The sequence below is a fragment of the Halomonas sp. MS1 genome, from assembly GCF_024182575.1.
Classification (GTDB): domain Bacteria; phylum Pseudomonadota; class Gammaproteobacteria; order Pseudomonadales; family Halomonadaceae; genus Vreelandella.
Map to the genome: position 1 here is coordinate 1,916,296 of NZ_CP098926.1, position 14,438 is coordinate 1,930,733.

The 14,438-nt window shown below is 54.7% G+C and carries 18 protein-coding genes and 1 other RNA gene; 2 read left to right on the forward strand and 17 right to left on the reverse strand.

Features of this window, described 5'->3' with window-relative positions; translation table 11 throughout:
- Positions 1-3: 3 nt before the first annotated feature.
- Positions 4-1,536 (forward strand): Na+/H+ antiporter NhaC, encoded by a 1,533-nt coding sequence (gene nhaC / locus NF683_RS08665; RefSeq protein ID WP_089039934.1) that lies wholly within the window; start codon positions 4-6, stop codon positions 1,534-1,536.
- Between the two features lie 159 nt (positions 1,537-1,695).
- On the forward strand, positions 1,696-2,958 hold the full coding sequence (locus NF683_RS08670) for an NAD(P)/FAD-dependent oxidoreductase (RefSeq protein WP_253921756.1): 1,263 nt from the start codon (positions 1,696-1,698) through the stop codon (positions 2,956-2,958).
- Positions 2,959-3,041: 83 nt separating this feature from the next.
- Here the strand turns inward: NF683_RS08670 and NF683_RS08675 are convergent, their stop codons facing one another.
- From NF683_RS08675 to smpB, 17 genes are all read right to left on the reverse strand, one after another.
- Positions 3,042-4,352, reverse strand: a complete 1,311-nt coding sequence (locus tag NF683_RS08675) for a TonB-dependent receptor (protein ID WP_089039932.1) — start codon at positions 4,350-4,352, stop codon at positions 3,042-3,044.
- A gap of 409 nt (positions 4,353-4,761) precedes the next feature.
- Positions 4,762-5,082 carry an addiction module antidote protein gene (locus tag NF683_RS08680; RefSeq protein ID WP_253921757.1) on the reverse strand — a complete coding sequence of 107 codons (321 nt, stop codon included), beginning with the start codon at positions 5,080-5,082 and terminating at the stop codon, positions 4,762-4,764.
- Entirely contained in the window at positions 5,079-5,411 is a 333-nt protein-coding gene (locus NF683_RS08685; RefSeq protein ID WP_253921758.1) for a type II toxin-antitoxin system RelE/ParE family toxin, read from the reverse strand. Before NF683_RS08685 ends, NF683_RS08680 begins: the two co-directional genes overlap by 4 nt.
- 678 nt (positions 5,412-6,089) lie before the next feature.
- The gene (locus tag NF683_RS08690) at positions 6,090-7,076 is read right to left on the reverse strand and encodes a hypothetical protein (RefSeq protein WP_253921759.1); all 987 of its coding nucleotides are present in this window, start codon (positions 7,074-7,076) and stop codon (positions 6,090-6,092) included.
- Positions 7,073-7,231 carry a hypothetical protein gene (locus tag NF683_RS08695; protein ID WP_253921760.1) on the reverse strand — a complete coding sequence of 53 codons (159 nt, stop codon included), beginning with the start codon at positions 7,229-7,231 and terminating at the stop codon, positions 7,073-7,075. The genes NF683_RS08690 and NF683_RS08695 overlap by 4 nt, the downstream gene beginning before the upstream one ends.
- A gap of 363 nt (positions 7,232-7,594) precedes the next feature.
- Complete coding sequence (locus tag NF683_RS08700; protein ID WP_253921761.1) at positions 7,595-7,951, reverse strand: hypothetical protein; 357 nt, start codon at positions 7,949-7,951, stop codon at positions 7,595-7,597.
- Positions 7,948-9,801: a replication endonuclease gene (locus NF683_RS08705; protein WP_253921762.1), complete on the reverse strand. Its 1,854-nt coding sequence runs from the start codon at positions 9,799-9,801 to the stop codon at positions 7,948-7,950. Before NF683_RS08705 ends, NF683_RS08700 begins: the two co-directional genes overlap by 4 nt.
- Complete coding sequence (locus NF683_RS08710; RefSeq protein ID WP_253921763.1) at positions 9,798-9,992, reverse strand: hypothetical protein; 195 nt, start codon at positions 9,990-9,992, stop codon at positions 9,798-9,800. Before NF683_RS08710 ends, NF683_RS08705 begins: the two co-directional genes overlap by 4 nt.
- A complete protein-coding gene (locus NF683_RS08715) occupies positions 9,982-10,236 on the reverse strand; it encodes a hypothetical protein (protein WP_253921764.1) in 255 nt (84 codons plus the stop codon). Before NF683_RS08715 ends, NF683_RS08710 begins: the two co-directional genes overlap by 11 nt.
- Positions 10,233-10,529, reverse strand: a complete 297-nt coding sequence (locus tag NF683_RS08720; protein ID WP_253921765.1) for a hypothetical protein — start codon at positions 10,527-10,529, stop codon at positions 10,233-10,235. The genes NF683_RS08715 and NF683_RS08720 overlap by 4 nt, the downstream gene beginning before the upstream one ends.
- On the reverse strand, positions 10,526-10,651 hold the full coding sequence (locus NF683_RS21270) for a hypothetical protein (RefSeq protein ID WP_275050933.1): 126 nt from the start codon (positions 10,649-10,651) through the stop codon (positions 10,526-10,528). The genes NF683_RS08720 and NF683_RS21270 overlap by 4 nt, the downstream gene beginning before the upstream one ends.
- On the reverse strand, positions 10,648-10,854 hold the full coding sequence (locus NF683_RS08725) for a hypothetical protein (RefSeq protein ID WP_253921766.1): 207 nt from the start codon (positions 10,852-10,854) through the stop codon (positions 10,648-10,650). Before NF683_RS08725 ends, NF683_RS21270 begins: the two co-directional genes overlap by 4 nt.
- A 272-nt stretch (positions 10,855-11,126) precedes the next feature.
- The gene (locus NF683_RS08730) at positions 11,127-11,348 is read right to left on the reverse strand and encodes a helix-turn-helix transcriptional regulator (RefSeq protein WP_253921767.1); all 222 of its coding nucleotides are present in this window, start codon (positions 11,346-11,348) and stop codon (positions 11,127-11,129) included.
- Positions 11,349-11,435: 87 nt separating this feature from the next.
- Complete coding sequence (locus NF683_RS08735; RefSeq protein ID WP_253921768.1) at positions 11,436-12,092, reverse strand: hypothetical protein; 657 nt, start codon at positions 12,090-12,092, stop codon at positions 11,436-11,438.
- The gene (locus NF683_RS08740) at positions 12,085-13,326 is read right to left on the reverse strand and encodes a tyrosine-type recombinase/integrase (protein ID WP_253921769.1); all 1,242 of its coding nucleotides are present in this window, start codon (positions 13,324-13,326) and stop codon (positions 12,085-12,087) included. Before NF683_RS08740 ends, NF683_RS08735 begins: the two co-directional genes overlap by 8 nt.
- 164 nt (positions 13,327-13,490) lie before the next feature.
- Positions 13,491-13,869: a transfer-messenger RNA gene (gene ssrA / locus NF683_RS08745) on the reverse strand.
- Between the two features lie 45 nt (positions 13,870-13,914).
- The gene (gene smpB, locus NF683_RS08750; RefSeq protein WP_009723766.1) at positions 13,915-14,406 is read right to left on the reverse strand and encodes an SsrA-binding protein SmpB; all 492 of its coding nucleotides are present in this window, start codon (positions 14,404-14,406) and stop codon (positions 13,915-13,917) included.
- Positions 14,407-14,438 lie beyond the last annotated feature (32 nt).

Sequence of the window (14,438 nt, forward strand, 5' to 3'; positions counted from 1 at the left end):
AAGATGGAAGATAAACCAAAAAGGGTCCGTCAAAAACCCAGTCTCGGGCTTGCCCTTGTGCCCGTTGTGCTGACACTAATCGCCATCGGGGTACAAATTTTCTATTTTGGTGATTTCACACCACATATCCCTCTGGCCATCGGCCTGGCGATAACCTCACTAGTGGGTATCAAACTTGGCTTCCGCTGGAAGCGGATTGAAGATGGGGCGTTTCACGTTATCAACGTGTCTTTGCCTTCGGTTTCGGTGTTGATCTTAGTGGGCATGATTATTGGCGTCTGGATTGCCAGCGGTACCGTGCCCAGTCTGATCTATTACGGCCTTCTTCTGTTGTCTCCGGCTTTCTTCCTTGCCGCGGCGATGCTGATTTGTGCGGTGGTGTCCGTTTCTTTGGGGACCTCCTGGGGAACCGTTGGTACGGTAGGTTTGGCGCTTGTTGGTATCGGCGCTGGGTTTGAAATTCCGATTTACTGGACCGCTGGTGCGGTTGTTTCCGGCGCCTTTTTTGGCGACAAAGTCTCACCGCTTTCCGACACCACCAACCTGGCGGCGGCGGTTACCGGCAACGATGTGTTCTCGCATATCAAAAACATGATGCCAACGACGCTTCCGGCCATGCTGATCGCGTTAGCCATCTATCTGGTGGTGGGCTTCACCATGATTGATGATCAAGCGGCATCTTTTGAGCGCATTGATGCCATCACTGCGTCACTAGACGAACACTTTACTATTTCTATCTGGCTGCTGTTGCCAGCGGTGCTGGTTATTGGTCTAGCCATCAAGAAAATGCCGCCGATTCCCTCCCTGTTTGCTGGTGTAATGGCAGGCGCGGTAACCGCCATGGCGGTTCAGGGAGTAGGTCTGCACGATATCGTTACTTACGCTAACTATGGTTACTCCATTGAAACCGGCGTGGAAGCCATGGACAGCCTGTTAAACCGTGGCGGCATTCAGTCAATGATGTGGACCATCTCGTTGATCCTGATTGCCTTGGCCTTTGGCGGTGCGTTGGAGAAAACGGGCTGCCTGGAGACCATCATCAAGGCCATTATGTCCAAGGTGCGCTCGTTCAAAGGCGTTCAAACATCGGCAATTGCTACCTCCTTTGCAACTAACCTAGTGGCAGGCGACCCCTACCTATCTGTTGCGCTACCGGGGCGTATGTACGCGCCTACCTACCGTGGTCTGGGTTACTCAACCCTGAACCTATCGCGTGGTGTTGAGGAAGGTGGAACGTTGATGTCGCCGCTCATTCCATGGAACGCAGGTGGTGCCTTCGTCATTAGCGTATTAGGGCTAGGTATTGGCGAAGGTAACGTCGAGAACCTGTTGTATATTCCGCTGGCCTTTGCCTGCTGGTTATCGCCCTTAATCGGTATTCTTTACGCACAGATGGGCTTGTTCTCGCCCAAGGCAACCGATGCAGAACGTGCCCTGTGGGAAAAACAGGGGGAAGCGATTGCCTCTACCGAAGCATTGGGCGCTGCTGCTGACGCAGCCGTTACTAGCCCGACGCCAGCTCCTAGCTCGAGTTGATCGTCGCTAGTCGTTACGTGTTTTAACCGATAAGACAGCACCCCGGCTTGCGAAAGGCGGGGTGTTTGTCTTTTGAGCTAGGCGTTTTTTGCCGACAACTGAATCGCTGCGACTTGGGTTTGCTTGCAAGCACGCCTGAATAAAACCAGGAGGATAATAATGACTACAACGCATCCAACCGTGGTCATTGGTGGTGGAATCGTTGGTATTTGTTGCGCGTTATATCTGCAAAAGGAGGGGCTCGACGTAACGCTCGTAGAGCCCGCTATGTCTGGCGATAGTACCGCTAAGTGGAGCTGCGGGCAGATTGCGGTTAGCGAAATTATTCCTCAGTCCAAGCCTGGTATTATCAAAAAAGTGCCTGGGTGGCTGTTGGATCAAAAAGGGCCGCTGGCGCTGCGGCCATCAGCATTACCAGGGCTATTACCCTGGATGCTGCGCTTTATCACCCACGCGCGGCGTTCGCGCATCGACACTATCGCCCATGAGCTAGCGACCTTAACGCGCTGTGCCTTCCAGGATTATGAGCCCCTGCTTGCGAAGTGCCGTCGTGACGATCTGATTGGTCACCAACCAACCCTTGAACTGTTTGACGATGCGGCTGGGCTAGCCCATGAGCAAACTTATGTAGAGCTACGCCGCTCACTAGGGTTTGTTTCCGAAACGCTGAATGCTGAACAGATTGCCGCTATGGAACCGGCGTTAGCGGGACGCTTTTCTCACGGTTTGTTGTTGTCAGATTGGCGCACGGTGTGCGATACCGAAACCTTCCTAACCGAGCTTGCTCACAGTTTTGTAGAGCAGGGCGGCAAGCTTGTGCAAGATAGTGTGTCGCGTATTGAGAGTCAGGGAGGGCGTGCCGTTGGTGTGACCCTGGCTAGCGGTGAGAGGCTGCCGGTCGAGCAGGTGGTGGTCGCCGCAGGCAACGGCAGCTCGGCGTTTTTTGAAGCACTAGGCATTAAGGTGCCGTTGATTAAGGTCGGCGGCTATCAGGTATTGCTACCCAACCCTGGTGTCGACTTAACCCACGCCACTTTTTATGCTGACGGCGGCTTTGGTCTGATTCCAATGGAGCGAGGGCTACAGATCGGCGGCACGATTGAGTTTGCTGGCAACCATGCTGAACCGAACTTCAAGCGTGCGGAGATCATTCTTGAAAAAGCCAAGACGATACTGCCATCGTTGAATACGGCTGGTATGGAGTTTGGCGCTGGCTGGCGCCCTTTCTTGCCAGACACTAAGCCTGTGATTGATAAATCGCCACTGCTTGAAAACGTGGCGATGGCTTTTGGTCATGGCCAATTGGGACTAACGCTAGGTGCCACGACGGGGCGCTTGGTAGCTGACATGCTGCAAGGGCGTGATAGCCAGTTGGATATTAGCCCTTTCAGTGCATCACGCTTTACATTGGCTGGTGGTTGATCGCCGGCTGCGCGGTGTGCAGGCTAAGAGGAGGGCCCGTCTCTTGAGTATGAGACGGGCTTTTTATCTATGATTTAGCGCACTTAGTGGTTATGTCCTGCATGACTGCCAAACGCTGCGTTGAACTGCACCATTCCCACCCACTGCTCATCATGCCCTGCAAAGTCTTCGCGGGTCAGTTGCGTGCGTACGAACATGTTATCGCGTACATGCCAAGTGAGCTGTGCGCTTTGCCGCCAGGACGTGTCTTCTGAGACGATCGCGGTAGGGTGGGTTCCCATCACTTTATTGGTTAACCCTAATGCTTCTGCCCGCAGGCCGACTTCCCAGCGAGGCGCAATACCGTAAATAGCGTCGATGTAAGCACCATCTTGTTGCTCAGTGTAGTGGTCGTGTGCATGAAAGTGATCATGGTGTTGCACATGCTCTTGCAGGTCACGTTCGCTATAGAAGTATTCCGCACCTAATTGCCAGTTGCCCTGATAACCGGGTTGCTCCGCATCGTAGTTAAACCGTGCATCTAAGCCTGCGAACCAGTTGTCGCCTTCAGCGGTATGGGCATGGTGGCCATGGTCATCGACACGCACATACTGACGGTTCATGCCCGCAGACGTTCCCAGCGTTAGCTGCTTATTCGCACCGAGATCTGGGCGGTATTTAGCGAAAATCGTGCCCACGCGAGGGCCACTGGCGCGATCCTCATAGCCCCCTTCATCAAAGCGGCTGAAGCCTTCTCCCTCGCCTTGAAACAGCTCGCTACCCAGCGTCAAGGTGCTGTTTGGTGACCAGGTTAGCTGTAGGCCTGTATCGAGCAGACCATGCTCTCCAAACAAATACTCATTGACCAGTGGGCGCTCAACAAAATCCCAAGCGTGAGGATGTCGGCTGTTAATGTAGCCTATATCAGAAAGAAACTTACCGGCTTGTAAGCGCAGGCCGTTAGGCAGCGTACGCGTCGCAATCAAAGCCTCTTCCAGCGTGATATCGTCCTCCGTTAGCGAAACAACGGCCTTGCCCTCAAGGTGGGCGGTTTGCCCTTCGATAGCCACTTCAGAGTGTCCCAGGTTAAATCCATTGTCGAGATCATGGCTATGGCCGCTGTGGTCGTGTCCTCCTTCATGATCGTGACCGCTTTCGTGCCCATGGCTAAAGCCGGCAGGCGAGTTCTCATCTCCTGAAAAGCGATTATGGTAGATGCCTTCGACAACTAAGGTAACGTTGATGCTGTTTTCAGCATCGCTATGTTTATCGTTGCTATGTTCATAGGCGTCGTGCTCATGAGCATGACCAGAGTGATCATGGTCGTGCCCATGATGGTGATCATCTGCATAGACAGAGGAGCTGATAAGCAGAGCAGTGGCAAGCGGTGTAAGCAGAAATAAAGAGCGTGGCACAGGTGTCTTCCCTTAAGTGTTAGAATTAAGCGCATAAAATGATATGTTATATTGTATCAATATTGCAATTGTGCTGAATTCTGTCGCTGCACGCGGCTAGCTTCGAGGGGGTGTGAGGCGTTTAAGAAAAGCTGACCAAAATGTTGACCACACTATGCCTAAACAGGCCATTTTCAGGCCACAGGCACAAAAAAAGCACCCGTAGGTGCTTGATTTGTATAGTCAGGTGGTGGAGGCGGCGTCCCGCTTAAAGTTAATTTAAGCTATTGTTTTTATTCTATATCAACTAGGTGTGTTTTTAAATATGCCCCCAATTATGCCCCCGATTGTGACGTGCTAAACCTTTTAACCCGTGCTTTGAACCCAGACACCGCACTGAGGAAAGTTTTTCTCTATGCTTGGGTGCTCTTTATCCCGCTATTGGCTCATGGCTATGGTGCGTTAGGTCGTGAAAGTGAATACCTGTCGCTTTAATAACGGCGGTCATCGTTCGTAACGTTGGATTGCCCTTGGGGGATAGTGCCCGGTACAAGCTTTCGCGTGACACCTTGGCACGTTCTGCAATAGCAGCCACACCACCTTGGGCTTCAACTACATGACGTAGCGCCATGAGAAAGGCAGACTCGCCGCCTTCTTCGTCCAGTTCATCGAAGGCGGTGCGTAAATAATCCAACGCCATATTGGGATCATCGCGCAGCATCTCGACAACAGCAGCATCGTGGCTTTTCATGTCTGTGCTCTCCTTCGGTGGTCGGTTAAAAACGCCTTGGCTTGATCTATATCTGATTGCTGGCGTTTCTTGGTACCACCGACTAATAACATCACCATACGGCGGCCTACCTTCGCGTAATAGACGCGGTAGCCCGGCCCGTAATCAATTCGCAGCTCCATTACGCCGTCACCCACTGCCTTGGCGTCGCCTGCATTTCCTGCGGCTAGCCTGTTAAGACGTGTCAGCACCCGCATGGCAGCCATTCGGTCTTTAGCCTTCACGGCGTTCAACCAAGCCTGGAATGGGTCGTGACCGTCAGCGGTCAGGTAGTGCGTAAGCTCTATCATCGGCTTATTGTAGCTTAAAAGCTACAATGGCGGGCAAGCCCTTAAGACAATTTTATTAACCCCTTGTTTGGCAATGAAAGGCGCGGCGGTGCTTATGGCTGAGCGGTGGACGGTTGACCAATAAGCCGCCGCGCTTATCCTGCCTTGTCGTTACCGCTTCGCTGCATGGGGCTTCGCCCCATACCCCGTTGGCTGGGTGCCTATCTAGCCGCCATTGCATAACCCATAGCGTGACAAAATCACCAGAATGCCAAGCGCCAGCCCTGAGCGCCCAGGCCATGCCGCCGGGTTGCTTTGGGTTGTTGTATCGCGTGCCTACGGCGGGGGTAGTTTAGCCGCCACCATAGTGGAAAGTGGGCACCTTTTCGGCTTCACGTCAGCCCGTCTAAAGGCCATTTAAATCAGCGTGATAGCGCTTTGAATGTGGCATTTATTAGACGGTGGCCACGGTATGCCGGGCATGGTTCCATAGGTGGCATGGTGGAGTAATAACAAAACAACAACCAACCCCTGAAAATTTGCCGTGCATAGGCAAATTTCGGGACTGATTGCCCCCGTACTAGCGGGGGTGGGTGGGGGAGTGCCTTTTAATTTTTTGGCATGTGTGAGCGTCAGCGGCAGCCACAAAAAAGCCGCGAAGGGTAACCAGCTTCGCGGCTTAGGTAAGCGGCCTACTGGCTAGTATTCAAGCCGCTCTGGTGCCTTCACCATGTAGAAGGGTGAAAGCCTTAGTTCAATGTGAGCGTTGTTGTATCCAGTACCCTCAGGGGCGTAGAAGTTCGCTTCATCGCGGGCTTCATTCAGCACTGCTACACGACCTTGCAGCCCTGCCACTTCGATAGCGTCTAGCAGTTCGCGCTCTGCTTCCGCTATGGCGGCTTTACCGGCCTCATAGCCTACGCCACGTTGCAGGCTTTCCAGCTCGCTCAGCTCGGCTTGAAGGTCGTCCCGCATTTTATTCAACCCACGGCGGGCGGCGGCTTGCTTCTCTGCCTGTTCGGCTGCTTTTTCGGCAGCCTTGCGGGCCTTCGCTAGCGTGGTGGTGGCTTGCCCCTTGGCGGCTTCGTCTACCTCACCTAGCAGGGCGCTTGCTTCAAGGCGCTCCACTTCTTCGGCAGCGCTTCGAGCTTTGGCTTCCAGATCGGCGACGATGCTACCGCTATCTTTCATGGCGGCAACGGTAGCGTTGATCTTATCGACACGCTGTTGAAGATCGGCCATTGTCTGAGTAACTGCCTCCAATGCTTGCGGTGAAGCCTCTGGCCTAGCTTTTACGATAGAGGCTAGCGCCTTTTCGGCCTGCGTTTGCGCTTCACTACATTCAACATGGGTAGCATGGTTTTCTTCAAACCGGGTGCGTGCCTGCTTAAGCTTGTTCCGGATGTGATGTAACTCTTTGTGAATAGTGTCATCACGATGTGTAGCGCTGCGCTCCAACTTTTTAGTCAGGTATTCCACTACCTTTTGAACCTGCTCAGGGGGAGCTGGGTCGTCAATGATTAGACCATGTGGTCTTTCTTGCCGGGTCAAATATGTGAGGTGCCCTTCAGCAGTCTCCATTTGATGCCGTGCTTCTGACGCTTTGGCAGTGGCAGCACTTACCGCCTTTTGGGCTTGCTGGTGTTGTTCAAGCCATTCTTTCCAGGTGGTTAGATCGTTATTCATTGGGTTGTCTCGCTTTTGGGTTGTTTAATTTCAGATAACAGCAGCAGCCAGCCAGCGGCGTTAACATCGCCAGCACTGGCCATTTCGTTGAGCATTCGCGCCAGCTCGGCGCGCCGTTGTTGGGTTGGGTAAATTTGGGAACCGCGTTTCTTCATTTTCGTACCACTTTTATTTGCCCTTAATCGGGCCTTATTGGGGCTTTTCGTTAGTGTTGGCCTATCGCAAGTGTCTACCTCCCGGCAGCGCTATACGCTGGCCTTTGCTGCTGAGTGGCAAAGGGTTGAGGTGTACATTTCGCCGGGGGCCACCTGTACATGCTTTGCCTGAACAAGCTGGGGGCGGTGTACAGGTCGCACAGGTGATAAACCGCACCGTTACGCGAATACTGCTCACCTGCGGTGGTACACGCTGGGTAGCCGAAAATTTCCCGAAATCCGGGGCTGCTGTCCCCCGTGGCCCAGGTTGTTGGGTGCCAGAAGAACCTAGGCTTTTTCCGAGGCTTGGTTGGCTGCAACGGGTCATTGCTCAAGCTGCCGTTTTAGCCAACGGTTAGCCGCTTGACGGCCTGCGTTGTTCTTAACGTGGGCGCGCTGTTCCTGCATGGCGGCTTGCTCCCAGGCAGTGCTATACCCTTCGGCTAGCTGCATGGCGTCGCCGTGTTGTCGGGTGGCCAGACGTAGACGAATAAAGCGACGATCCTCAGCCAGCAGGCCGCAACGCTTCTCTATTAGCGCTAGCCATGGCTCTATGCGGGTGGTCACGCTGGCACGCCGTGGGTGTTGCCGTGGGTGGGTACCGGGCTTGCCTTGCGACCGGGAAGCGCCAGCGCTGGCTTGCATCTGAGCAATACGGGCAAGTAAGGCTTCACCGTTCATGCAATGGCCCCCGGTGGGATGTCAGAGGGCGACAGCTCACCACTTGCCAACCAACCAATAATCAGTGCACGGCCTTCCTCGATAGTGGCCCGCAAGCGCTCACGCTCTTCGATCTCAAGGCGTCGCTTCACGGACATAACGCGGTAAGCTTCCAGTGGTATAGCGTTTTCCTGCCTGATGTGGTCGTTTCGCTTCTGCCTCTCTCTGCTCATGTATCGGTCATGCTCAATGACAGGCCCGATTGATAGCTGTTCACTGGTATCTAACGGGGTGACTGCAGCGCAGTCCGTACAGTTAATGACACCAGTCCAAGGCGCTACGGCTTCGCCTACGCGCTGAAAATCAACCCCGGCAGCTTCACCCTTGCGCTCAAACGTCCAGCGGTAGTACCGGGTAAGGTATTCCGTTTCCCCTAGCTGGCTGCTAACCACTAAGCCCCAGGTGCCCGCCATCGGCTCGCCATAGCGCCCTAGTGTGTCGCTAGACCACTCCCCGGTTATACGGTCGCAGTTCGCTATATCGGTCGTTTGACGTACTACCCGCCATGGGCGAATGGGGGCAGCGTCACGGGGTTGCATGGGGCCACCCATCAAGTGAAGGTATTTATCCCACGCGCCAGCATTGGCCGCTTGGCGCAACCCTTCTAGGATTGCGGCGGCTTCTGGCTCTGGTCGTGTGGCCGCTTCCCAATCGGCTAAGCGCTGTTCATCTTTGAGGCGGCGCAGCTCACGCCACACCGTGACGGAAGGCAGGCCCACAAACTGAAACTGACGAATACCCCAGCAGGCCGCCCACGCTTCAATGCGTGGGGCGCTGGTTTCTAATGGCTGGCCGTAGTGGTCGAGGTTATCGCCCGGTACGCCTTGGCGGCTGTGTTGCTTGCCGTTGATGTTTTTAGCCACGTACTTGGCCACATACCCGGCAGCACTTCCCTTGCTTAGATCAATGGCCACGGGCTTGAATCTAACGTTAGTGTTTCGCTTAACCTCGCCCGGTGAATCTTCCAGCGAGTAACGGCGTAATATGCTGGTTACCTTGGGTTCATCTTCGGGGCGCATCCATATCAACAAATGCCAGTGAGGCGTTCCATCGTGGTGAGGCTCAGCAACGCGAATCCCGTAAATGCCTAAGCCGTCCCGTTTGAATTTAGCGCGGGCTTTCGCCCAAAGGCTTTGCAAGTAGGCCTGTGCTTCACGTGGGTTAGCGCCAGCATATTTATGGTTGATGCTGCCGTTCTGCCGTACCGGGTGAAAGCGGCTAGGGGTGGTGATGGTGTAGAACATTCCCCGGTGGCCTGCCCGGTCGGCTTCGCGCTCAGTGTCGGCAATGCGCAGCATTAGCTCTGCCCGCCGAAACTCAGGGTTTGCTAAACCAAGCTCGGCCAGCTCGGCAAGGGTGTACTGGTCGCCGTCCTGGTTGGTGGCCGTGATGGCCTCCAGCAAGCGCGCATTACGAGTGGCTTGGTCAATGCGACGGCGGTAGCCTTCGTTGCTCACGTAGATACCCGCCCGTTTCTGGGTGTGGCCCAATAACCGCTGTCGCTGCTCACGGCGGCGGCTGGTTAAGCGGCGAAGCTGGCGACGCCACCACAATGGGCAAGCAAGGCGCGACAGCGTGCTACTAATCGTGAAGCCTCTGGGTGGTTCCATGTGGTGTGCTGTCACACGGTGAAGGGCGAGCGCCAGCGCTTTCTCTGGGCCAAGCTGCGCGCCATCTATCTCAATAGCGCGGGCTTGGGCGGTGGCGTGGTCGATCAAGGCTTGATCGTCGTTGCTACACTTCCACGGGCCACAGCTCAGCAGCGAATCAGCAAGGGCTTGTCGATCAATAAAGGCGGCGTGGCTGGTCATATCGCCCCCTTGCCACTTACCGGGCGTAGCTTCTCAGCGCCAGCGCCAACCCCAACGGATTGGCATGGATCGACAAGGCATAGGCGCGCCCCATACCGTGTGCTATTCTCAGGCTTAGCGTTTGCTTTGGTCAGCGGCGCGGAGAAGGCCCAGCCATTGCGCTGGGCTTTTTCATGGGTGCTAGTCAGCATCGTGGCCCCCTTCCAAATCTGCGCCAGCGGGGTCGATGCATTCATCAAGTAGGTTGTGGGCCAAGGTGGCGGCACGCTTCCCCATGCAGCTCAAAGCCGTTGCCCAGGCAAGCGCCTGCTGTTCGGTCAGCCCTTGGCTCAGATAAGCCATGTCACCTATAGCAGTTGCCAACTCTTTTTGGGCTTCGGCAATGTCTCGCAGCTCAACCATTTGTTTTACGGATTGATCATCTATATGACTCATGCAGCCACCGCCTTAGGAAGCAACGCTTCCAAGTCGCGGGCAATGGCTTGAAGCTGCTCAAGCGCGTCATGCGGGGCGCGTTGGCAAGGGGGCAAGTACACGCTGTAAGTCTTAGAAACGGCGGCGGGGTTGTGCAGGTCAGCACAGCGGCTAACGCTTATATTCAGTTGAAGTAGCACTCCCGAAAAATCGACGTTAACCCAATAGCTGCCTTGGGTGCTGGTCGTCAGCGCCAGCGCTTGAATATGGGCGAGGGCGTCCCGTTCGGCTTGGGGGATTTGGCAGTTGCTCATGCTGGCACCTCACTACGCACGCGGCTTAGTGCCTGCTCAATGATGGGCTTGGTGATGGGCACAGTGCGGAAAGGCGCTAGCAGTTCAAGCAAGCGTTTTAGCTGGGGAGTGGTTAACTTCATGACACGGCCCCCACGCTGCGCTTGGCAGTCTCAAGGGCGCGGGCTTCAAGTTGCTGTGCTTTTTCAATGTGGTGGTTGTAACGCTTAAGGCGGGTGCGCGTGCTGGAATCGGCAAACAAGGCGGCTTTCGCCATGGCTCGATGCGCGGCGGCACGGCTGGATAAACTGCGGGTAATCAGGTTGGACAGGCGTAGTGATGCCATGGGTGTGACTCCTTTGTGTTTGGAGTCGTCCCCGGCTGCGGCCAAGCAACGGATGGGGGCGACTGTACGCAGGTTGGCCGACCGGTCACAAAGGAAACCGGCACACCCGGAGGTGTCCCACGCACAGCCGCCATAACTGACGGGCACAAAAAAAGCGCCGTCATTTGGGGCGCTGTTGCGCCTTTGTGATTGAGACCGGCCAAGGTCTTTAGTTGCTGGCGATTTTGCGCCAGCCGTTGAAGCATAGCGGGGAGTGAGGGCAGGGGTCAACATTATGCGGCCCCTTCTTGGCGGCTCGCTTCAATGCGCTGTTGGATCCACTCGTCCACTTCGGCTTCTACCCAGGCCACGGCGCGTGGCCCAATGCGAACGGGTTTTGGGAAGTCGCCGCGAGCAATGCCGCGATAGATTCCAGAAACACTTTGTGCAGTTTTCTTTTGCACAAGCGCCAGCTTGATAAGGTCGGAAGTTAATTCAGTTGCTGGGGTAGCCATGCCGTTAACTCCTTTGGTTACTTATGGGCATGGCTGAAAGGATGGCAAGAAACTTTATTGCTGTAAGGGGTAAGTTTTCGGGGAAACTTATCCCCTGCTTTTAAAGGGGGGTGCAGGGAATCCGGACTTCCACCCAGCTCTGAGGGTCGGGTTTGCGTTTTTAACGGCTGTCCTGATTTTATCTTGTGTGCTGTTCAGTGCTTGTTCTGCGGCTGAATATCCATTATCGCTGATTGGGTACTGCTTTGGGTCTTGTTGATGTAGCGCGTAAAAAGCGCCAGCAAGTTCTAGTCCTTGTTTTTTGGTGTGGGCCTTTTGCCTTTTTCTGCCAGCCTTCTCAGTCTTTTTCATGCCGCCATGTTCACCAAGGTAGGCATCTTCATTTAGCGTGACGCGGGTGAAGGCGTAGTTAAGTGTACTCATGGCCACTTGAGGCGGTGGAAAATGGTTGTCACTGGCTGAGCTAATCTCTTCTAAGCTAAGACGGAGCGGCTCTGTGCGAGCCATGTGAACATTTTCCTGTAACCGCTCCAGCTCTTCACAATGCTGCTTTAAGTGCTTAGCTGCCGTATCAAAATCGCAGCCAGTACGAAGCGCATGAAAAAGCAAAGCCATGCCCGCACGCCCCTTTTCCAAACCTGGATATACATCTTCCTCTTCTGTAATCCCCGGATAAAGTTCTTCAAGGTGCTGTTCAATTTTGGTCAGTGCTTCGACGGCATTACGCAGCAAATCATCATCCATGATTGACTACTCCCTTATAGATCGGCACCACGTTACTTGCGCCATCGCGTAAGGCGTCTAGGTAATCGGCCCAGCTTTGCAGCATTTCCCGGCGCTGTTCTAAGTGCGTGGTGCGGTTATAGGCGCGTCCGTTGCTGTCTCTCACCTTGTGGGCTAGCTGCTGCTCAATGTACTGCTCTGGGTAACCAAGGCGCTCTGCCAATATCGTGCGCGCCATGGCCCGGAAGCCGTGGGCGGTCATTTCGCCCTTAAAGCCCATGCGGTCTAGTGCCGCTTTGATGGTGGTGTTGCTCATTGGGCGCTTACTACTTCGGGCGCCAGGGAACACGTATTCACCACGGCCCGTTAGGCGGTGCAGCTCTGCCAGCATGTCGATAGCTTGGCGGGGGAGGGGCACTATCAGCGGGTCAGCATTTTTGCTTGGTTTGAAGGCCCATTCCCCGCTTTCAAAGTCGATATCTTCCCACCGGGCTTGGCGAAGCTCACCAGGGCGCACAAATACCAATGGCGATAACTTGAGTGCGGTAATGGTAACGGGCATACCGCCGTAACCGTCGATAGCGTTCAACAGCGGTGGAAGTTCTGCCGGGTCGGTGATCGCTGCATGGTGGTTGGTCTTTGGGGTGCGGAGTGCGCCTTTTAGATCGGGGGTTAGGTCGCGTTCAGCACGGCCCGTAGAAATAGCGTAGCGGAATACTTGCCCGCACAGCGTTTTTACCCGGTGCGCGGTTTCCAGATGGCCGCGCTTCTCAATTTTGCGCAGGCATTCCAGCAGTTCAGGCGGAGTTATGTCGGTAATGGGTCGATGGCCCAGCGCTGGGAAGGCGTCACGGGTTAGGCGTGACTTGTTGCGCTTGTAGTGGTCGGGTACCACTTCATGGCGGTGGATATGCTCAAGCCATTCAGTGGCCACCGCCTTAAAGGTGTTTTCAGCGGCTGTTTTGCCAAGCTCTTTGGTAACGCGCTTTGTAGTGCTGGGGTCTAACCCTTGTGCTAGCAGCTTGCGGGCTTGGTCGCGGGCGTCTCTGGCGGCGGCAAGGCTTACTTCTGGATATACGCCAATCGCTAAGCGCTTCTCTTTGCCGTGGAAGCGGTACTTCATGCGCCAGTAGGTGCCCCCAGTTGGGGTGACTTCAAGATACATGCCCCCACCATCGGTAAGGCGGTAGGTTTTCTCTTGGGGTTTGGCGCTGCGCACGGCGGTAGCCGACAGCTTATTGCTAACGTGGGCCATTTGGGGGCACCTCATCGGTGAAGGCTCATGGTGCCCCCAGATATGCCCCCTATGGTGGGGGCATGTCAAGGTGTTGGGTGAAAACTCCTGACAACAAAAAAGCGCCCTGAGGCGCTTCATTGCTGGGTTTGTGAGAGGTTTTGAGAACTCTTGAAACCCTTGTGTGGTGGAGGCGGCGGGAATTGAACCCGCGTCCGCCAGCACGCGCCTATTGGCTCTACATGCTTAGATTTCGTCATTTGCTTTAACGCAACTGACTCCGACGATCAGGATTCAGCCACGCGAGCCTTCTAAGTTTAACGATTGATGAGAAGACACCACCAACCGCGGTCCTATCAGCTTTAGCTCGTATCCCATCAGTGATGAATAGGCACATCACCTTTGGGCCAGACAAGAAGCTAACAGTGTTTAAGCTGCTAGCGCGCCTTGAGCGTAGTTTTCGTCATTTGCGACTATTTTTCGTGATGTGGGATTTACGAGATACATCACGCTCTCGGCATGCACCGCAAGGGTTGTCACCAGCGTCGAAACCATGTCGCCCCCTGATTACAGATGAGCATTCTAACGTGCTCACACCGAATTGACCAGTTATGCCTTGTTATGTTCCCGCATTATCCGACCTTTCTGACGGCTCCAGTCGCGATCTTTCTCGGTGGCGCGCTTGTCATGCAGCTGTTTGCCGGTCACCAGTGCCAGCTCACACTTCACCTTGTTGCGTTTCCAATAGAGCTTGAGCGGCACGCAAGTGTGGCCTTTGTCCTGAGTCACCGAGAAAATTTTGGCAATTTCCTTACGGTGCAGAAGCAACTTACGCGTGCGCGTCGGGTCAGCAATTTCGTGGGTGCTTGCTGTATTAAGCGGCATGATATGGCTGCCTAGTAAAAAAGCCTCGCCGTTACGAACCAAAATGTAGGTGTCGGTAAGCTGTGCTTTACCAGCGCGAAGGCTTTTAACTTCCCAGCCCGCGAGTACCAAACCTGCTTCTAAGGTTTCGTTGATATGGTACTCAAACCGAGCCTTCTTGTTTTGGGCAATAACGCTGCTGCTAGGGCCCTTACTGTTACCTTTCTTAGTGGCCATGGAACCTCATCGTTGATCTGTCAGTAGCACCC

Coding starts and splice junctions, on each gene's coding strand:
- nhaC (WP_089039934.1), top strand. CDS start 4: ATGGAAGATAAACCAAAAAGGGTCCGTCAAAAACCCAGTCTCGGGCTT.
- NF683_RS08670 (WP_253921756.1), top strand. CDS start 1,696: ATGACTACAACGCATCCAACCGTGGTCATTGGTGGTGGAATCGTTGGT.
- NF683_RS08680 (WP_253921757.1), bottom strand. CDS start 5,082: ATGAAAAGCCACGATGCTGCTGTTGTCGAGATGCTGCGCGATGATCCC.
- NF683_RS08685 (WP_253921758.1), bottom strand. CDS start 5,411: ATGATAGAGCTTACGCACTACCTGACCGCTGACGGTCACGACCCATTC.
- NF683_RS08690 (WP_253921759.1), bottom strand. CDS start 7,076: ATGAATAACGATCTAACCACCTGGAAAGAATGGCTTGAACAACACCAG.
- NF683_RS08695 (WP_253921760.1), bottom strand. CDS start 7,231: ATGAAGAAACGCGGTTCCCAAATTTACCCAACCCAACAACGGCGCGCC.
- NF683_RS08700 (WP_253921761.1), bottom strand. CDS start 7,951: ATGAACGGTGAAGCCTTACTTGCCCGTATTGCTCAGATGCAAGCCAGC.
- NF683_RS08705 (WP_253921762.1), bottom strand. CDS start 9,801: ATGACCAGCCACGCCGCCTTTATTGATCGACAAGCCCTTGCTGATTCG.
- NF683_RS08710 (WP_253921763.1), bottom strand. CDS start 9,992: ATGCTGACTAGCACCCATGAAAAAGCCCAGCGCAATGGCTGGGCCTTC.
- NF683_RS08715 (WP_253921764.1), bottom strand. CDS start 10,236: ATGAGTCATATAGATGATCAATCCGTAAAACAAATGGTTGAGCTGCGA.
- NF683_RS08720 (WP_253921765.1), bottom strand. CDS start 10,529: ATGAGCAACTGCCAAATCCCCCAAGCCGAACGGGACGCCCTCGCCCAT.
- NF683_RS21270 (WP_275050933.1), bottom strand. CDS start 10,651: ATGAAGTTAACCACTCCCCAGCTAAAACGCTTGCTTGAACTGCTAGCG.
- NF683_RS08725 (WP_253921766.1), bottom strand. CDS start 10,854: ATGGCATCACTACGCCTGTCCAACCTGATTACCCGCAGTTTATCCAGC.
- NF683_RS08730 (WP_253921767.1), bottom strand. CDS start 11,348: ATGGCTACCCCAGCAACTGAATTAACTTCCGACCTTATCAAGCTGGCG.
- NF683_RS08735 (WP_253921768.1), bottom strand. CDS start 12,092: ATGGATGATGATTTGCTGCGTAATGCCGTCGAAGCACTGACCAAAATT.
- NF683_RS08740 (WP_253921769.1), bottom strand. CDS start 13,326: ATGGCCCACGTTAGCAATAAGCTGTCGGCTACCGCCGTGCGCAGCGCC.
- smpB (WP_009723766.1), bottom strand. CDS start 14,406: ATGGCCACTAAGAAAGGTAACAGTAAGGGCCCTAGCAGCAGCGTTATT.